The 15,384-nt window shown below is 67.0% G+C and carries 15 protein-coding genes and 1 tRNA gene; 9 read left to right on the top strand and 7 right to left on the bottom strand.

The features are described from left to right. Nucleotides 1-38 precede the first annotated feature (38 nt). Entirely contained in the window at nucleotides 39-944 is a 906-nt protein-coding gene (fmt, locus tag CHU93_RS09480; protein ID WP_094473839.1) for a methionyl-tRNA formyltransferase, read from the top strand. Further along, nucleotides 941-1,705 (top strand): tRNA pseudouridine(38-40) synthase TruA, encoded by a 765-nt coding sequence (truA, locus tag CHU93_RS09475; RefSeq protein WP_094473838.1) that lies wholly within the window; start codon nucleotides 941-943, stop codon nucleotides 1,703-1,705. Before fmt ends, truA begins: the two co-directional genes overlap by 4 nt. A gap of 251 nt (nucleotides 1,706-1,956) precedes the next feature. Here the strand turns inward: truA and CHU93_RS09470 are convergent, their stop codons facing one another. Together CHU93_RS09470 and CHU93_RS09465 are read right to left on the bottom strand one after the other, a co-directional pair. After that, a complete protein-coding gene (locus CHU93_RS09470) occupies nucleotides 1,957-3,453 on the bottom strand; it encodes an alkaline phosphatase (RefSeq protein ID WP_243375487.1) in 1,497 nt (498 codons plus the stop codon). A gap of 23 nt (nucleotides 3,454-3,476) precedes the next feature. Continuing rightward, nucleotides 3,477-4,403, bottom strand: coding sequence for an isopenicillin N synthase family dioxygenase (locus CHU93_RS09465; protein WP_094473837.1), 927 nt, complete (start codon nucleotides 4,401-4,403; stop codon nucleotides 3,477-3,479). A gap of 97 nt (nucleotides 4,404-4,500) precedes the next feature. Here CHU93_RS09465 and CHU93_RS09460 point away from each other — a divergent pair, with 97 nt between their 5' ends. The 4 genes from CHU93_RS09460 (at nucleotide 4,501) to CHU93_RS09445 (ending at nucleotide 7,461) form a co-directional block, all read left to right on the top strand. Continuing rightward, the gene (locus tag CHU93_RS09460) at nucleotides 4,501-5,382 is read left to right on the top strand and encodes a DUF481 domain-containing protein (protein WP_165768679.1); all 882 of its coding nucleotides are present in this window, start codon (nucleotides 4,501-4,503) and stop codon (nucleotides 5,380-5,382) included. Between the two features lie 67 nt (nucleotides 5,383-5,449). Next, nucleotides 5,450-5,526: transfer RNA gene (locus CHU93_RS09455), tRNA-Met, on the top strand. 21 nt (nucleotides 5,527-5,547) lie between these two features. Then, a complete protein-coding gene (locus tag CHU93_RS09450) occupies nucleotides 5,548-6,483 on the top strand; it encodes an isoaspartyl peptidase/L-asparaginase family protein (protein WP_094473835.1) in 936 nt (311 codons plus the stop codon). Between the two features lie 30 nt (nucleotides 6,484-6,513). Beyond that, entirely contained in the window at nucleotides 6,514-7,461 is a 948-nt protein-coding gene (locus tag CHU93_RS09445; protein ID WP_086117981.1) for an NAD(P)H-dependent flavin oxidoreductase, read from the top strand. Between the two features lie 261 nt (nucleotides 7,462-7,722). On the opposite strand, the gene secF is transcribed toward CHU93_RS09445, so the two are convergent. From secF to yajC, 3 genes are read right to left on the bottom strand one after another with little or no spacing between them, the layout of a single operon-like run. Next, a complete protein-coding gene (secF, locus tag CHU93_RS09440) occupies nucleotides 7,723-8,670 on the bottom strand; it encodes a protein translocase subunit SecF (protein WP_086117982.1) in 948 nt (315 codons plus the stop codon). Between the two features lie 18 nt (nucleotides 8,671-8,688). Next, entirely contained in the window at nucleotides 8,689-10,284 is a 1,596-nt protein-coding gene (gene secD / locus CHU93_RS09435; protein WP_086117983.1) for a protein translocase subunit SecD, read from the bottom strand. Between the two features lie 4 nt (nucleotides 10,285-10,288). Further along, nucleotides 10,289-10,633 (bottom strand): preprotein translocase subunit YajC, encoded by a 345-nt coding sequence (gene yajC, locus CHU93_RS09430; RefSeq protein WP_094473834.1) that lies wholly within the window; start codon nucleotides 10,631-10,633, stop codon nucleotides 10,289-10,291. A gap of 117 nt (nucleotides 10,634-10,750) precedes the next feature. Between yajC and CHU93_RS09425 the strand changes: the two genes are divergently transcribed. The 3 genes from CHU93_RS09425 (at nucleotide 10,751) to sppA (ending at nucleotide 13,776) form a co-directional block, all read left to right on the top strand. Then, nucleotides 10,751-11,581, top strand: a complete 831-nt coding sequence (locus CHU93_RS09425; protein ID WP_243375483.1) for a DUF815 domain-containing protein — start codon at nucleotides 10,751-10,753, stop codon at nucleotides 11,579-11,581. A 68-nt stretch (nucleotides 11,582-11,649) separates the two neighbouring features. Continuing rightward, on the top strand, nucleotides 11,650-11,802 hold the full coding sequence (locus CHU93_RS17315; RefSeq protein ID WP_133064368.1) for a DUF3011 domain-containing protein: 153 nt from the start codon (nucleotides 11,650-11,652) through the stop codon (nucleotides 11,800-11,802). Between the two features lie 84 nt (nucleotides 11,803-11,886). Beyond that, entirely contained in the window at nucleotides 11,887-13,776 is a 1,890-nt protein-coding gene (sppA, locus tag CHU93_RS09420; RefSeq protein WP_243375480.1) for a signal peptide peptidase SppA, read from the top strand. 148 nt (nucleotides 13,777-13,924) lie between these two features. Here the strand turns inward: sppA and CHU93_RS09415 are convergent, their stop codons facing one another. Together CHU93_RS09415 and CHU93_RS09410 are read right to left on the bottom strand one after the other, a co-directional pair. Continuing rightward, complete coding sequence (locus CHU93_RS09415; protein WP_094473831.1) at nucleotides 13,925-14,569, bottom strand: trimeric intracellular cation channel family protein; 645 nt, start codon at nucleotides 14,567-14,569, stop codon at nucleotides 13,925-13,927. Then, on the bottom strand, nucleotides 14,569-15,225 hold the full coding sequence (locus CHU93_RS09410) for a PepSY domain-containing protein (RefSeq protein ID WP_133064367.1): 657 nt from the start codon (nucleotides 15,223-15,225) through the stop codon (nucleotides 14,569-14,571). The genes CHU93_RS09415 and CHU93_RS09410 overlap by 1 nt, the downstream gene beginning before the upstream one ends. Between the last annotated feature and the right edge of the window lie 159 nt (nucleotides 15,226-15,384).

Genomic DNA, 15,384 nt, shown 5'->3' with positions numbered 1-15,384 from the left:
CTTCCCCCGGACTGCATAACCCGATAGAGCGCGTGCTCATGCGGATCATCCACATGGGCACGCCTTTTTTTGCAGTGCCGGCGCTTGAGGCAATGCAGGCGGCCGGGCACGAGATCGTGGCGGTTTACACACGCGCGCCCAAGCCGGCCGGGCGCGGCAAGCAGTTGATGAACAGCCCGGTGCACGCCCGTGCCGAGGCACTGGGCATCCCGGTGTTCACCCCGCGCACGTTCCGCGAGCCCGTTGCGGTGGCGGAATTTCTGGACGTGGCGCGCGATGTCGATGTCGCGACCGTGGCGGCCTATGGCCTGATCCTGCCGCCGGCGGTGCTGGCCGCGCCGCGCCTTGGCTGCCTCAACATCCACGGCTCCATCCTGCCGCGCTGGCGCGGGGCGGCGCCGATCCAGCGGGCGATCCTGGCTGGCGATGCCGTGACCGGCGTGACCATCATGCAGATGGAAGAAGGACTTGATACCGGGCCGATGCTGGCCGTTCGCGAGACGCCGGTGGCGGGCAAGACCAGCGGCGATCTGTTTGCCGAACTGGCCACAATGGGGGCCGAGCTGCTGGTGGACGTGCTGACCCTGCCGCGTGCCGCCGTGCCGCAGCCCGACGCCGGGGTGACCATCGCCACCCGCATCGACAAGGCGGAAAGCCATCTCGATTGCGCCCTGCCGGCGGTCGAGCTCGAACGGCGGGTGCGCGCCTTCAACCCGGCACCGGGCGCCTGGCTGACCATCGCGGGCGAGCGGGTGAAGATCCTGGCCGCCGAAGTGGAACCGGCCGCCGCCGCACCGGGTGTGACGCTGGATGACCGGCTGCTCATTGGCACCGCTGCCGACGCGCTGCGGCCAACGCTGGTGCAGCGCGCCGGCAAGCCGGCGATGCCGGTCAAGGCGCTGCTCAACGGCTGGCGGGTGCCGGCGGGCACGCAGGTTGCGTGATGCGTTTCCGGCTGACGGTGGAATATGATGGCCGGCCGTTCCAGGGCTGGCAGCGGCAGGGCCATGGCCGGTCGGTGCAGCAGGCCATCGAGGATGCGCTGTTCAGCATCTGCGGTGAAAAGACCGAGGTGGTGGCCGCCGGTCGCACCGATGCCGGGGTGCACGGCAGCGCGATGCCGGCGCATGTCGAGATCGAGCGGCCGTTCACGCCCTTCCGCCTGATGGAGGCGCTGAATGCCCGGCTGAAACCACAGCCGGTGTCCATCCTTGAGTGTGCCGAGGCGCCGGGCTGGCATGCGCGCTTTGATTGCATCCAGCGCCGTTACATCTATCGCATCATCAACCGGCGCGCGCCGTTGGCATTGGCGGCGGGGATGGCCTGGCGGGTGCCGGCGCCGCTGGATGCCGATGCCATGCACGCCGCCGCGCAACGGCTGGTGGGCCGGCATGATTTCACCACCTTCCGATCCGCCCAATGCCAGGCCAATTCGCCGCTGCGCACGCTCGATCGGCTGGATGTGCGGCGGGAGGGGGATGAGCTGCTGGTCTTTGCCGCCGCCCGTTCCTTCCTGCATCACCAGGTGCGATCGATGGTCGGCTGCCTGAAGCTGGTGGGCCAGGGCAAATGGAGCAGCGATGATCTGGCCGCAGCGCTGGCCGCACGCGACCGCGCCGCGCTGGGCATCAATGCGCCGCCCGATGGCCTGTGCTTTGTCGGCGCCAGCTACCCCGATTTGTCGGTTGGCTTTACACTGCCCTGAACGGCGTTCGGTGCCCGCCGAACAGTATCAGGCACTTGGACAACGACCCGGCGATGGCACGGAAATTGCAACTCATGGCGTGAAAATAACGTGAAGTTACGGTCGCCATGGGGAACTGGTTTCAGCATACCCAGAATTCACGGATCGTCTGGGTGGTCGGCCTGATCGTGGGCGCAACTGCCGGCGGTGTTGTTGGCTGGTTGCTTGGCGGCTGAGGCACGTTCGGCCACCCGATCACCGCCAACCCCCAACTATCGCCAACCCAACGCCTCCACCATGATGTGGAAGATCAGATTCTGCTCCATCACGCCGCGCACCAGATCGGCACGCGGGCCCTCGCCAAACAGCGCCACATCCTCCCCGCCATGGCTTTCGCTGTCGGTGCCATAGGTCTTGATGGCCAGATAATTGGGATCATTGGGCGGCAGCATGCGTGACAGGCCACGGCTGAGGAACGGCCCGTTGGCATAGCTCAGGGTGGTCATCGGCTGGCCACGATCATCAAGGGCATAGCCTTCCTTGCTCAACGCCCCGTCGCTTTCACCGCCGGCCGCCGGCGGCTTGATATAGCCCAGGATGTCGTTGCCGCGCTGGGGATAGCCCGCGATGGTCAGCACATGGCTGTGGTCGGCCGTGACCAGCACCAGCGTTTCATCCAGGTTCACCGTCTTCAGCACCTCGGCCACGGTGGCGCTGAACATCTGAGCTTCCTTCATCGCGCGATAGGGATTGCTGGCGTGATGGGCATGATCGATGCGCCCGCCTTCGATCATCAGATAATAGCCCTTGCCGCCGCGCTGTTTGGCTCCGGCCTGCAGCTTGGCCAGGGCAAAGCGCGCCAATTCGGGCAGGCCAGGCTCGACCTCGTCCTTGCGGTCAGCTTCGAAGCTGATGTGATCGGCGTTGAACAGGCCCAGCACCGGCGCGACATCCGCCACCGCCAGCGCCCGCAGGCCCTTGGCATCAGCGACGAACCGGCCGCCGGGCCAGGCCTGCAGCCATTCATCGATCAGGTTGCGGCCATCGTCGCGGGTACCGCCCTTGCCAGCAGGCAGGAAGCGCGCGCCGCCGCCGCCCAGCGCCACATCGAACCCGCCCTTGAACCGCACAAGCTGGGTGGCAAGATCGGCGCAGCCCGACGCGCGATCGGCGGCGGGATAGGCCCGATCGGCTCCTTCCCAATTGCGGTTGGGCACATGGCCATACACGGCAGCCGGCGTGGCATGGGTGATCCGGGTGGTGGTGACGATGCCCAGCCCCATGCCCTGCGCCCGTGCCATTTCCGCCAGGGTGCGCGGCAGTTTCTCGGGCGTCTTGCAGGCTTCGGGGCCCTGATCGGCGCCGAAATTGATCACGCCAATGCGGGTTTTGACGCCGGTGTTGAAGGCGCTGGCCGTCCCGGCGCTGTCGGGCACCTGGGCGTTGCTGTTGTAGGTCTTGACCAGCGCCGTGTTAGTCATCCGGTCCCACGCTAGGCTGTTTTCCTCGCCGCTGGCAGGGGCCCGGCCATCGATCGGGCGCTGGCCATCAAAGATGCGGGCCGCCGTGATGGTGGCAATGCCCATGCCATCGCCCACCATCAGGATGACATTCTTTGCCCGCTTCGGCCGGTTGACGACCTTCAGCCGGGCCTCCAGCGCGGCGCGGCCATCGGCCCACCATTGATCCTTCACCGGCGTGTCGAGCGCCGGCGCGGCCACAACCGGGCCCGCCAGCACGGCGGCCAGCAGCAATGCACGCATCATCATGAAAAACCCCTGCCCCAAGGCTGTTACAGCAATTTGATGTCGCGCAGCCGTTCCATCAGATAATCATTGGCGGTGATCGCCAGTTCCTCCTGCGGTCCACCGGGCAGCGCCTCGATCAGATAATCCGGGCGGAAATGCAGGAAGAAGGGCGTTGAATAGCGCGGCACGCCCATGCGTTCCGGCGCCGGGTTGACGACACGATGGGTGGTCGACGGCAGCCGGTGCCCGGTCAGCCGCTGCAACATGTCGCCCACGTTGCACACCAGGCTGCCCGGCGGCGCATCGATGAAGCGCCATTGGCCATCCTTGCCCAGCAATTGCAGCCCGGCCTCCTCGGCGCCGAGCAACAGGGTGATGACATTGATATCCTCATGCGCGCCGGCCCGGATCGCCCCGGCTGTTTCCGGCGGCACCGGCGGATAATGCAGCAGGCGCAGGATCGAATTGCCGTCGCGCACCGGGTCCACGAAGAAATCCGGCGCCAGACCCAGGTGCACTGCAATGGCGCGCAGCATCTTGGCCCCGGCCTGATCCAGCGCATCGAACAGTGCCCACACGGAGGGGCGGAATTCCGGCACCTCGGCCGGCCACAGATTGGGCGGCATCACATCGGCGTAAGGGTGGCCGGCCGGCAGTTCGCGGCCGACATGCCAGAATTCCTTCAGATCGGCCTTCGCATGGCCCTTGGCCGCCTCGATCCCGAACGGGGTTAGGCCGCGCTGGCCGCCGCCGCCGGGCACGACATAGGCGCGCTTCACGTCTTCCGGCAGGGCAAAGAAGGCCTTGGTGGCGGCATTGGCGCGATCGATCAGGCCCTGATCGATGCCATGATCCGAAACCACGGCGAAACCGGTGCGGGCAAAGGCATCGCCAAAGCCGGCGGCCGCTGCGGCCAGATCAGTGTCAACCAGGGAAAGCGGGATCGGCTTGATATCGGCAGAAAGCGTCATGGCTCCCCTTTGCCCCGGAATTTGCCGGCGTGCCAGTCCCCAAGAATACGGATACAGGCTGTTGACCGCGCCGTGCCCGGCTGGCCAAAAGGCCATCATGCGCGCCCTTGTTCTTGCCCTGTCGCTGTTCGCCGCCCCGGCGCTGGCCGAACCCATCCCGCCGCCGGTGGCCGCGATGATCGATGCCGCCGCCGCCAATCCCGATCAATTGAATGTGGTGGCTGATATCGCCCGGAAAACCAACCCGGCCAGCATCGCCGAAATCGATGCCAAGGTCGCCGCCATCAACACCGCCGCCGCCCGTGCGCGGGAAGAGCGGCTGGCAGCTCAGGGCATTTTCCAGGGCTGGACCGGCAATGGCGAATTGGGCGGCTTCATCTCGAGCGGCAACACCGAAAACCGCGGACTGGCTGTCGGCATCAACCTCACCAAGGAAACCCGGCGCTGGAAGCACGGGCTGCGCGGCCAGGTGGATTATCAGGAGGATCAGGGCGTCACCTCGCGCGAACGCTATTTCGCCGGCTATGAAGGCAACTGGAAGTTCAGCCCGCGCGGCTTCGCCGTGCTCGCCCTGAGCTTCGAGCAGGACCGGTTCACCGGCTTTTCCAGCCGCTTCACGCAAGCCCTCGGCCTTGGTTACCGGCTGGTCGATGGCAAGCGGCTGACCATCGCGCTGGATGGCGGCCCGGCGTTGCGGCAAACGCTGTTCACCAACGGCATCAGCGAAAGCGTGCTGGCAGCGCGCGCCGCCGTGAACGGGAAATGGCTGATCACGCCCAACCTGTCAGTCACCGAAACCGCCACTTATTATGCCGACAATGTGAACAGCTCGCTTCTGTCCCTCACCCAGCTTTCGGCAAAGCTCAATGGCCGGCTTTCGGCGCGGCTCAGCCTGCAGATCAACAACGAAGGCAATCCGCCGCCGGGCCGTGAAAACACCGATACGGTCACCCGCGCCACGCTGGTCTACAACTTCTGAAACCCACCTGAAACCCGGTTGACCGGCACGGGAGCCGCCACTATAGCAGCGCCTCCCGCGACCGTGTGGCAGCGTAGCTCAGTTGGTGAGAGCGCCGGATTCATAACCCGGAGGTCGGCAGTTCAAGTCTGCCCGCTGCTACCACTCCCGCAATCGGACATTCCCATGAATCCACCCGTCTGGTCTCTGGTCATCCACGGCGGCTGCGGACAGTTGACGCCCGATACCCTGCCGGGGCCGGAGGCGGACTGTCGTGCCGGCCTCGCTGCGGCGCTTGCCGCTGGCAAGGCGGTGCTGGCGGCGGGCGGCACCGCCGTTGATGCCGTGGTCGCCGCGGTGAGCGCGCTGGAGGATCATCCGCTGTTCAACGCGGCACGCGGCGCGGTGTTCACCGCCGAGGGCCGCACCGAACTGGATGCGGCCGTGATGGACGGGGCGAGCCGCAAGGCCGGTGCCGTCGCCGGGGTGACGCGCACGAAGAACCCGGTGCAGTTGGCGCGCGCGGTGATGCAGAAATCCTCCCACGTGCTGCTGGCCCGCGATGGCGCCGATGTGTTTGCCCTGGAACAGGGGCTTGAGCAGGTGGAGCCCGGCTGGTTCCGGGTGGAAAGCCGCTGGCGGGCGCTGCAGGCCATGAAGGCGGCGGCAGCGCGGGGCGAGGATGTGTTCGATGCCGATCTGAAATATGGCACGGTCGGCGCGGTGGCGCGCGATGCCCATGGCCATCTGGCGGCGGCCACCTCCACCGGCGGCCTCACCGGCAAGCGCTGGGGCCGGATCGGCGACAGCCCATTGATCGGCGCCGGCACCATCGCCGATGATCGCAGCCTGGCTGCATCCTGCACCGGGTCGGGCGAAGCCTTCATCCGCGCCGGGGTGGGCCATGAAATGGGCGCGCTGGTGCGGCTGGCCGGGCTTTCGGCGGCAGAGGCCGCGGCGCGGGCGCTGGCCGATGTGCAGGCGCTGGGCGGCACCGGTGGCATCATCTACATCGGCACCGATGGCCGGCCGGGCTGGGCCTTTTCCACGCCCGGCATGTTCCGCGCCCGCGCCACAGCCTGCGACGAGGATGAGGTGGCAATCTGGGGCCACGACGGCTAAGCCTCTCTCCACACACTGGGGAGATTAGCCATGTCGATTCCTGCTGCCTGGGCCGGCCGCCTGTCCATTCCGGTCATCGGTTCGCCGCTGTTCATCATTTCGGTGCCGGAACTGGTGATTGCCCAGTGCAAGGCCGGCGTGATCGGCAGCTTCCCCAGCCTCAACGCCCGGCCCATTGAACAGTTCGAGGAATGGCTGCAGCGGCTGAACCGCGAGCTGGGGCCCAATGATGCGCCCTACGCCGTCAATCTCATCGTCCACCGCTCCAACGATCGGCTGATGGCCGATCTGGAACTCTGCGTGAAATACAAGGTGCCGATGATCATCACCTCGCTGGGCGCGCGCGAGGATGTGAACGAAGCGATCCACAGCTATGGCGGGATCGTGATGCACGACATCATCAACGACAAGTTTGCCCGCAAGGCGGTGGAAAAGGGCGCCGATGGCCTGATCGCCGTGGCGGCAGGCGCTGGCGGCCATGCCGGCACCACCAGCCCGTTCGCTCTGATCCAGGAAATCCGCGAATGGTTCGATGGCCCGCTGGCGCTGTCGGGCTCGATCGCCACCGGCGATGCCGTGCTGGCCGCCCAGGCGATGGGCGCCGATTTCGGCTATATCGGCAGCGCCTTCATCGCGACCGAAGAAGCCCGCGCCGCCGAAGGCTACAAGCAGATGATCACCGAAAGCGCCTCGTCGGACATCGTTTATTCCAACCTGTTCACCGGCGTGCACGGCAATTATCTGCGCCCGTCGATCGTCAAGGCCGGCATGGACCCTGACAATCTGCCGACCAGCGACCCGTCGGCGATGAACTTCGGCAGCGGCGGCAACACCGAAGCCAAGGCCTGGAAGGACATCTGGGGCTGCGGCCAGGGCATTGGCGCGGTGAAGCAGGTGGTGCCGGCGGCCGAGATGGTGGCCCGCCTGGTGCGCGAATACAACGCCGCCAAGGCCCGCATTACGGGTGCTGCGGCATGAACGTCGAACTCAACGCCCGCACCCGCCTGATCTGGCTGGCCGGCGCCATCGTCATGGGCCTGATGAGCCAGTGGTGCATGGCCTTCGGGCCCTGCGGCGCGCCGGTTTGACCTGAAATCCTCCCCCTCTGGGGGAGGTGCCCGCAGGGCGGAGGGGGCCGGCGAGGACAGGCCTTGCAGGCCCCCTCCGCCTCCCTGCGGTCGGCACCTCTCCCAAAGGGGGAGGACCATTTTGCGTACCGTCTGGTTGAGGTTCAGACCCTCACCCGATCCGTTCGGCCCCTGCCGCGCGCTTGTCCTCCACCGCCGCCGCCCGGGGCTTCACGCCCAGGCTGATCAGCAGCGAGGAGGAGACGAAGATCGACGAATAGGTGCCGACCACGATGCCGAGCACCATGGCAGCGGTGAAGCCGAAGATGACTTCCGGGCCAAGGATCAGCAGTGCCACCAGTGCGGCAAGCAGCGTGACCGAGGTCATCACCGTGCGCGGCAGGGTTTCGTTCACCGAAAGATCGATGATCTGCTTGATGTCCATCTGGCGATATTTGCGCAGATTTTCGCGCACCCGGTCATCGATCACCACCTTGTCGTTGAGGCTGTAGCCGATGATGGTCAGCACGGCAGCGACGATGTTGAGATCGAACTCCAGCTGGGTGAGGCTGAAGAAGCCCAGGGTCACCACCACGTCGTGCACCAGCGCCACCACGGTGGAGACACCGAAATACCATTCGAAGCGGAACCAGGTGAACAGCGCGACGAACAGCATGGACAGGCCAACGGCCCACAGACCATCCTTGATCAGTTCATCCGAAACCTTGCCCGACACGCTTTCGACGCGGGCGAACTTCACGCCCTGATAATCCTTCTCCAGCGCGGTGCGCACCTTGCCAACCACGCGCTGCACCGCGCTCTGGTCGCCTTCCGGCAACGGCAGGCGGATAAGGATGGTGCGATCATTGCCGAATTCCTGCAGGGCGCTGTCGCCCACGCCCACCCGGTCCACCCGCTCGCGCAGGGTGTCGATGGCCGGCGCCTGGGCAAATTCGACCTGCATGGTCAGGCCGCCGACGAAATCGACGCCCAGGTTGAGGCCGCGCACCGCCAGCAGGCCGGCGGCACCAATGGTGAGCAGCAGCGTCAGCGCAAAGGCGATGAAGCGGAGTTTGACAAACCCGATGTTGGTGTTGTCGGGAACAAGTTTCAAAGGCATGGCCGTTTCCTTTCCCGATCAGATGCTCAACGACTGCGGGCGCGATGATGCGACCCACCGCGACACCATCAGCCGCACCAGCGTCACCGCGGTGAACACCGATGTGGCAATCCCGATGGAGAGCACCACGGCAAAGCCCTTGATCGGGCCGGAGCCAAAGGCGAACATGATGATGGCAACGATGATGTTCAGGCTGTTCGCATCCCAGATGGTGCGGCTGGCTTCCTTGAAGCCGGTCTCGATGCTGGCCACCACGCCCCTGCCCTTGCGCTGCTCCTCGCGGATGCGCTCATTGATAAGCACGTTGGCGTCCACCGCGGCGCCGATGGTCAGCACCATGCCGGCAATGCCCGGCAGGGTGAGCGTGAAGCCCGCCGCCGACATGATGCCCAGGATCATGATCACGTTGAAGAACAGCGCCACCACGGCATAGACGCCGAAACGGCCATAGGTGACCACCATCAGCAGGGCGACCGCCAGCACCGCCACGATCGAGGCGATGGCGCCGGCCCGGATGGAATCCGCGCCGAGATCAGGGCCGACCGTGCGCTCTTCCACCACCTTCAGCTCCACCGGCAGCTTGCCCGACCGCAGCAGGATGGCCAGTTCATTGGCCGACTGCACGGTGTAATTGCCCATGATGATGCCGCTGCCGCCCAGGATCGGCTCGTTGATGTTCGGCGCCGAAATCACCACGCCATCAAGGATGATGGCAAAGGGCTTGCCGACATTTTCCGTGGTGGCCTGGGCAAAGCGCCGGCCACCCGTGCTGTCGAAGCGGAACGACACGGCGGGCGCGCCATTCTGATCGGTCGACACCTGCGCATCGACCAGCTGGTCACCCGAAATGATCGCACGGCGCTTCACCACCATGGTACCACCATCCTGCACGGGCAGGATCTGGCTGCCGGGCGGGGCGCGGCCCTGGCTCACCTCCACCTGGTCGGCGGTCACATCGGCCAGCTTGAATTCCAGCTTGGCGGTCTTGCCGAGCAGCGCCTTCAACGCTTCCGGATCCTGCAGGCCGGGCACCTGCACCACGATTCGGGTGGCACCCTGGCGCACGATGGTGGGTTCACGCGTGCCCAGCTCGTCGATGCGCTTGCGGATCACTTCCACCGCCTGCGCCATCGCGCTGTCCACCGCGGCGTTGATGCCGGCCTGGGTGGGCGTCAGGACGATCTGCCCCGGCACGCTGCCACGGGCAACCTCCACCTCGCGCGATGCGCCAAGGCCAAGCGGCGCCGTCACCTTGTTCAGGATCTGCACGGCCTGATCGGTGCGGGCCAGTTCGGTGACCGAAAAACTCAGGCGATTGCCCGCCAGCGACAGGTCGCTGATGCCGATGGCCCCGCCTTCGGCCGCGCGCAACTCGCCGCGCACGGTTTCTTCGAGGCTTTCCAGCTTGGCCTTTTCAACGTCGGTCGGCAGCGCCTCCAGCATCAGGTGCGAACCGCCGCGAAGATCAAGCCCCAGCGGCAGCTGGCTTTTCGGCAAGCCATCGGGGATGCTGGCCAGCATCGACGGCGGCAGCGCGTTGGGCAGCGCCAGCAGCGCGCACAGGCCGATCGTCAACCAGATCGACCAGATTTTCCACTTCGGAAAGTCGAGCACGGGCTTATTTCTCGTTCGCCGCCGCCGGCATTCCGCGCGGCTTCACATCGGCCAGGGTCGCCTTCAGCACGACAAAGCGCACGTTCGGCCCGGCTTCCACCTCAACCTCGTTGTCGGTCACGCGCAGCGCCTTGCCGATGATGCCGCCGCCGGTCACCACGTCATCGCCTTTCTTCACCGCATCCACCATGGCGCGATGCTGCTTCACGCGGTTCTGCTGCGGGCGGATGATCAGGAAATAGAAAATGGCGAAAATGGCCAGATAGGGCAGGAAGCCGATCAGAGCGGCCGTGCCGCCGGCCGCCGCCGCGCCGCCAGTTGCCTGGGCATAGGCCGGGCTTGCAAACATCGCTGTCTCGCTTTCAATAGGCTGGAAACCAAACTTGGCCACAGGCTCTAGCGGCTTGCACAGACACGTGCAACCGCGCCCGACCCGCGTGGCGACCCAGCCCATATCAGGTGCGCGATGACAATCGACAAGACCCACATGCTGCTCGAACGCATCGCCGCCGCGTTGGAACGGCGTTACCCGCCCGCACCCGCTGCCGCCAATCCGGCCCGTGGCCACTGGTTCGGCTGGTCCGGCAGCGGCCTCACCGCCCTGCCCCCGGCCCGCACCACGCCGCTGGCGCTGTATCAGGGGGTTGGCGCCCAGGCCGCAGCGCTACTGGAGAACAGCCACCGCCATGCGGCCGGCCTGCCCGCCCATGATGCGCTGTTGTGGGGCGCGCGCGGCATGGGCAAATCCAGCCTGGCGCGCAGCGTGGTCGCCGATCTGCTGGCCGGCGGGCACGACATCGCGCTGGTGCAGGTGATGCTGCCGGCGCTGGCCAGCCTGCCCGGCCTGTTTGCCGCGCTGGCCGATGTGCGGCGGCCGTTCCTGCTGTTCCTCGATGATGTCTCGCTCGGTGCCGATGCGGCCGAGGTGCACGCCCTGCGCTCCCTGCTGGATGGCGGGGTGCAGGCGCGGCCCGATCATGTCCGCCTGATCGTCACCAGCAATCGCCGCCAGCTTGTGCCGCGCAGCATGGCCGACAATGATGCCATCAACCCGCGCGACGCCGCCGATGATCATCTGGCGCTGGCCGATCGCTTTGGCCTGCGCCTGGGCTTCCACCCGTGTGATCAGGCCGATTATCTCGCCATGTGCGCCGCCTATGCAAAGGCCCATGGCCTTGCCTTCGATCCCGCCGCCGCGCTGGCCTGGGCCGTGGCGCGCGGTGCCCGCTCGGGCCGGGTGGCCTGGCAGTTCACCGTCGAACAGGCCGGCGCACAAGGCGTGCCGCTACGGCAATGAACCCCGTTCAGACTTGCGCAAGCCATGGCGGTGCACCTTTCGCGCATCAACAACCACCAAGGCCCGCCATGCGCCCCGCCGCCTGCCCCGCCCCCGGCGCGCGCCGCGTGCGGCTGGGCCGGGTGCTGGGCGGGGAGTGCATCGAAGGGCGCAGCTGGCGCTTTGAAGGCGGCGTGATCCGTGTGCGCGATGGCTGCCGCGCCCGGTTTGACCTGTATTGATCCAGTGCGACATTGCCGGGTGGTTGCCTTCGCCGGGCGCCACCCTATATTGCCATGCGATCACCCCTATCGAGGCGAAGTCCGTTGAAATTGCTTGGCACGCTGTGGCGCATTGTGGTCGGCATCAAGGATCTGCTGGTCCTGTTGTTGCTGGCGATCTTCTTCATCGCGCTGTCGGCGGCGCTGTCGTCGGGCAAGGTCGCGCGGGTGCCTGATGGCGGCGCCCTGGTGATCGCGCTCGATGGTGCCATTGTCGATCAGGCCAGCGAAACCACCCCGTTCAACGCCGCCAGCGGCAATGTGCCGGCCGAAGTGCAGACCCGCGATCTGGTGCGCGCCATCGATGCCGCCGCGGCCGACAAGCGCATCAAGGCGCTGGTGCTGGAACTGGATGGCTTCATGGGCGCCGGCCAGGCCAACATCGAAACCGTGGTCGCCGCGCTGGAACGCTTCCGCAAGACGGGCAAGCCGATCCACGCCTGGGCCACCGCCTATACCGATGACAGCTGGCTGCTCGCCGCGCCGGCCACGCGCATCTGGGCCAACTCGCTGGGCGGCGTGATCATCACCGGGCCGGGCGGCTCTAACCTCTATTTCGCCCGCGCGCTGGACAAGCTCAACATTGATGTGAACGTGTTCCGCGTCGGCACCTACAAGAGCTTTGTCGAGCCTTACACCCGCGCCAGCGCGTCGCCCGAAGCCAAGGCCGCCGATCAGGCCCTGGTGAACAGCCTGTGGCAAAGCTGGCTGGCCGAGGCCAGGCGCCTGCGGCCCAAGGCCGATATCCCGGCCTATATCGCCCAGCTGCCGCAGCGGCTGGGCCGCTTTGGCGGCGATGGCGCCCGCGCCGCGCAGGATGCCGGGCTGGTTGATCAACTGGGCAGCCGCGATGATTTCGATGCCGCCATGATCAAGCTGGTCGGCGAGGATGAGCTGGCCGACTGGGGCCATTTTGCGGGCGTCAGCCTTGACGATTATCTGAACGCCATCGGCGGCCAGGCCAAGAGCAAGGGCGATGCGGTCGGCGTTGTCTATGTCACCGGCAACATCGTTGATGGCGAGGCCCCGCGCGGCACCGCCGGCAGCGCCACCATCCGCGCCGCGTTGGAAGAAGCGCTGGAGAAGGAACCCGATATCAAGGCACTGGTCGTCCGGGTGGATTCGGGCGGCGGCTCCGTCACCGCATCCGAAGAAATCCGCGCCGCCCTGCTTGCCGCCAAGGCCGATGGCCTGCCGGTGGTGGCCAGCTTTGGCCCGGTGGCGGCCAGCGGCGGTTACTGGGTCGGCACGGCGGCGGACGAAATTTATGCCCAGCCCTCCACCATCACCGGCTCGATCGGGGTGTTTGCCATCCTGCCGAGCTTCCCGCGCGCCCTGAACGAGATCGGCATCAACGCCGATGGCGTGAAGACCACGCCCTACAGCGGCGAGCCTGATGTGGTCGCCGGCCTGTCGCCCGAGGTGCGCCAGGTGCTGCAAATGGGGGTGGAGGATATCTACCGCCGCTTCCTCGGCGTCGTCTCCACCGCCCGCAAACTGCCGGTGGCCGAGGTTGACCGCATCGCGCAGGGCCGCGTTTGGGCCGGCGCCGAAGCGCAGAAGCTGAAGCTCGTCGACAAGTTCGGCACGCTGGATGCCGCCGTGAAGGCCGCCGCTGCCAAGGCTGGTATCAAGGGCGAACCCCGGGTGATCGTTATCGAAAAGCCGGTGCCGGAATGGCAGAAGGCACTGGAAAGCTTTGGCAAGGCCGAGGCAGACGAACAGGCCCAGGCCCGTGACCCCTGGGCTCGGCTGATGCAAGCCTCCCGCCTGCGCATGGCGGCCGCAGTGGCCGATCTCGGCACCATGGCCAGCGGCCGCAGCGCCACCATGCAGGCCGCCTGCGTGGAATGCGCCGTCGCCGGCAGCCCCCGCCCTGCCGCGCAGGCCAAGGCCGAACACTGGCTGGCCCGCCTTATCGGCGCGCAACACTGACAACGTCCTCCCCAAACTCGTTTGGGGAGGTGGCGCCGCAGGCGACCGAGGGGCCACGCCGGCCGCACAACATCCTCCCCCTCTGGGGGAGGTGCCGACCAACGGGAGGCGGAGGGGGCGGCGCAGGACCGTCCTTGCCGCCTCCCCCTCAATCGTCCCGATACCCAGGCAGCTTCAATCCGGTGCGAATGGCCAGCGCCCTCAAGCCAAAACCCGCCGCCGCCCCGGCCAGCCCCGCCGGCCAAGCCGCCACGCCCAGCAACGTCAGCCCGACATACACGCCCGCCCCCAGCGCCGAGGCCGAAACATAAATCTCCTTCCGCAACAGGATCGACGGCTCGCCCGCCAGCAAATCGCGCACAATCCCGCCGAACGTGGCCGACAGCACGCCCATCACCACCGCCGGCAGCGGCGGCACGCCCAGGCTGAGGGACTTGGCCGCGCCCAGCACCGAATAGGCGCCCAGCCCGACCGCATCGAACCACAGCAGCGCGTTCAGCTGCCAGCGGTCCGCCCGCAGCATCCACACCGCCGCCGCCGCCACGAGGCACACACCAAGATAATCCGACCGGCCAACCCAGAACACCGGCGCACCGATCAGCAGATCGCGCAGCGTGCCGCCGCCAATGCCGGTGACGGCGGCGAAGAAGGCGAAGGTCACAATGGTCTGCTTGATCCGCGCGGCGGCGAGCGCGCCCGACACGGCAAACACCGCGACACCCGCCATGTCGAGCGCGGCCAGCACCGGTTCGATCGGCACGGGAAGCGCCAAGGGACTGATCGGTGTCGCCATCAGCGCCGCCAGAAATGCCGAACGGTGAGCAGCGCCCCGGTGAGGACGACGCCCAGCGACAGCAGCGTGGCGATGATGATCAGCGGGTGGTGGGTGTTCTCACGTTCGCTCCAGTCCATGATGTGCAGGCCCCAGAACAGATCATAGAAACGCCACCACGGCGTGCGGACGGCACCAATCTCGCCCTGGCTGTTGATATAGACGCGGGTGTCATCGTCAAATTCGACGCGGAAGCCCGTGGTCTCGCGCCAGTCGCTGGCCGGCTGTGCGGGCGTGACCGGCGTGACGACCGCCGGGCCAGTCATCATCGTCCCCGCCCGCGCCACCGCTTCGGCCTCGCGCGCCGTGATGGCAATGGGCTGGCCGGTCGCGGCATCGATCAGGCGCTTGCCCTGCCCGTCGGTCAGCTTCCACACCGGCCGGCCGAGCAGCTGGCCCAGCTCCAGCTTTTCAACCCCCGCCAGCGCCGGCAGCCGCGCCGGCATCGCCAGCGAGGTGGGAGCAGTCTTGCGCAGATCGGTGCCGCGCACCGTGTCCATCGGCCGGGCCACCATCACCAGCCCCGATGCCACCCAAAGGATGATCTGGATGCCCACAATCACCCCACCCCAAAGGTGGAGCCAACGGACAGTGCGGGTGGCGCGCGGCGAAAGCATGGCGCCGGTGTAGCCGGGTGAGCGCCGGCCGTCACCCCTGCCCCCTGCTGACCTGCCGCAACGCCACACCACCCGTCGCCCCGGGCATGATCCGGGGCTTGGCTTTCCTTCCTAGACCCGGTCGCGTCCCGGCAGGTGGTGTAGGTTATGAGGGTAGCG

The sequence above is a fragment of the Sandarakinorhabdus cyanobacteriorum genome (assembly GCF_002251755.1).
GTDB lineage: Bacteria > Pseudomonadota > Alphaproteobacteria > Sphingomonadales > Sphingomonadaceae > Sandarakinorhabdus > Sandarakinorhabdus cyanobacteriorum.
This window is presented reverse-complemented; position numbering and strand designations above follow the sequence as displayed.

Bases quoted from the DNA above. Each gene is read 5' to 3' on its own strand.
- CHU93_RS09445 (WP_086117981.1), top strand. From the start codon at position 6,514: ATGTCGATTCCTGCTGCCTGGGCCGGCCGCCTGTCCATTCCGGTCATC.
- CHU93_RS09470 (WP_243375487.1), bottom strand. From the start codon at position 3,453: ATGATGATGCGTGCATTGCTGCTGGCCGCCGTGCTGGCGGGCCCGGTT.
- yajC (WP_094473834.1), bottom strand. From the start codon at position 10,633: ATGTTTGCAAGCCCGGCCTATGCCCAGGCAACTGGCGGCGCGGCGGCG.
- fmt (WP_094473839.1), top strand. From the start codon at position 39: ATGCGGATCATCCACATGGGCACGCCTTTTTTTGCAGTGCCGGCGCTT.
- CHU93_RS17315 (WP_133064368.1), top strand. From the start codon at position 11,650: ATGCGCCCCGCCGCCTGCCCCGCCCCCGGCGCGCGCCGCGTGCGGCTG.
- CHU93_RS09425 (WP_243375483.1), top strand. From the start codon at position 10,751: ATGACAATCGACAAGACCCACATGCTGCTCGAACGCATCGCCGCCGCG.
- CHU93_RS09460 (WP_165768679.1), top strand. From the start codon at position 4,501: ATGCGCGCCCTTGTTCTTGCCCTGTCGCTGTTCGCCGCCCCGGCGCTG.
- CHU93_RS09415 (WP_094473831.1), bottom strand. From the start codon at position 14,569: ATGGCGACACCGATCAGTCCCTTGGCGCTTCCCGTGCCGATCGAACCG.
- CHU93_RS09450 (WP_094473835.1), top strand. From the start codon at position 5,548: ATGAATCCACCCGTCTGGTCTCTGGTCATCCACGGCGGCTGCGGACAG.
- secF (WP_086117982.1), bottom strand. From the start codon at position 8,670: ATGCCTTTGAAACTTGTTCCCGACAACACCAACATCGGGTTTGTCAAA.
- CHU93_RS09410 (WP_133064367.1), bottom strand. From the start codon at position 15,225: ATGCTTTCGCCGCGCGCCACCCGCACTGTCCGTTGGCTCCACCTTTGG.
- CHU93_RS09465 (WP_094473837.1), bottom strand. From the start codon at position 4,403: ATGACGCTTTCTGCCGATATCAAGCCGATCCCGCTTTCCCTGGTTGAC.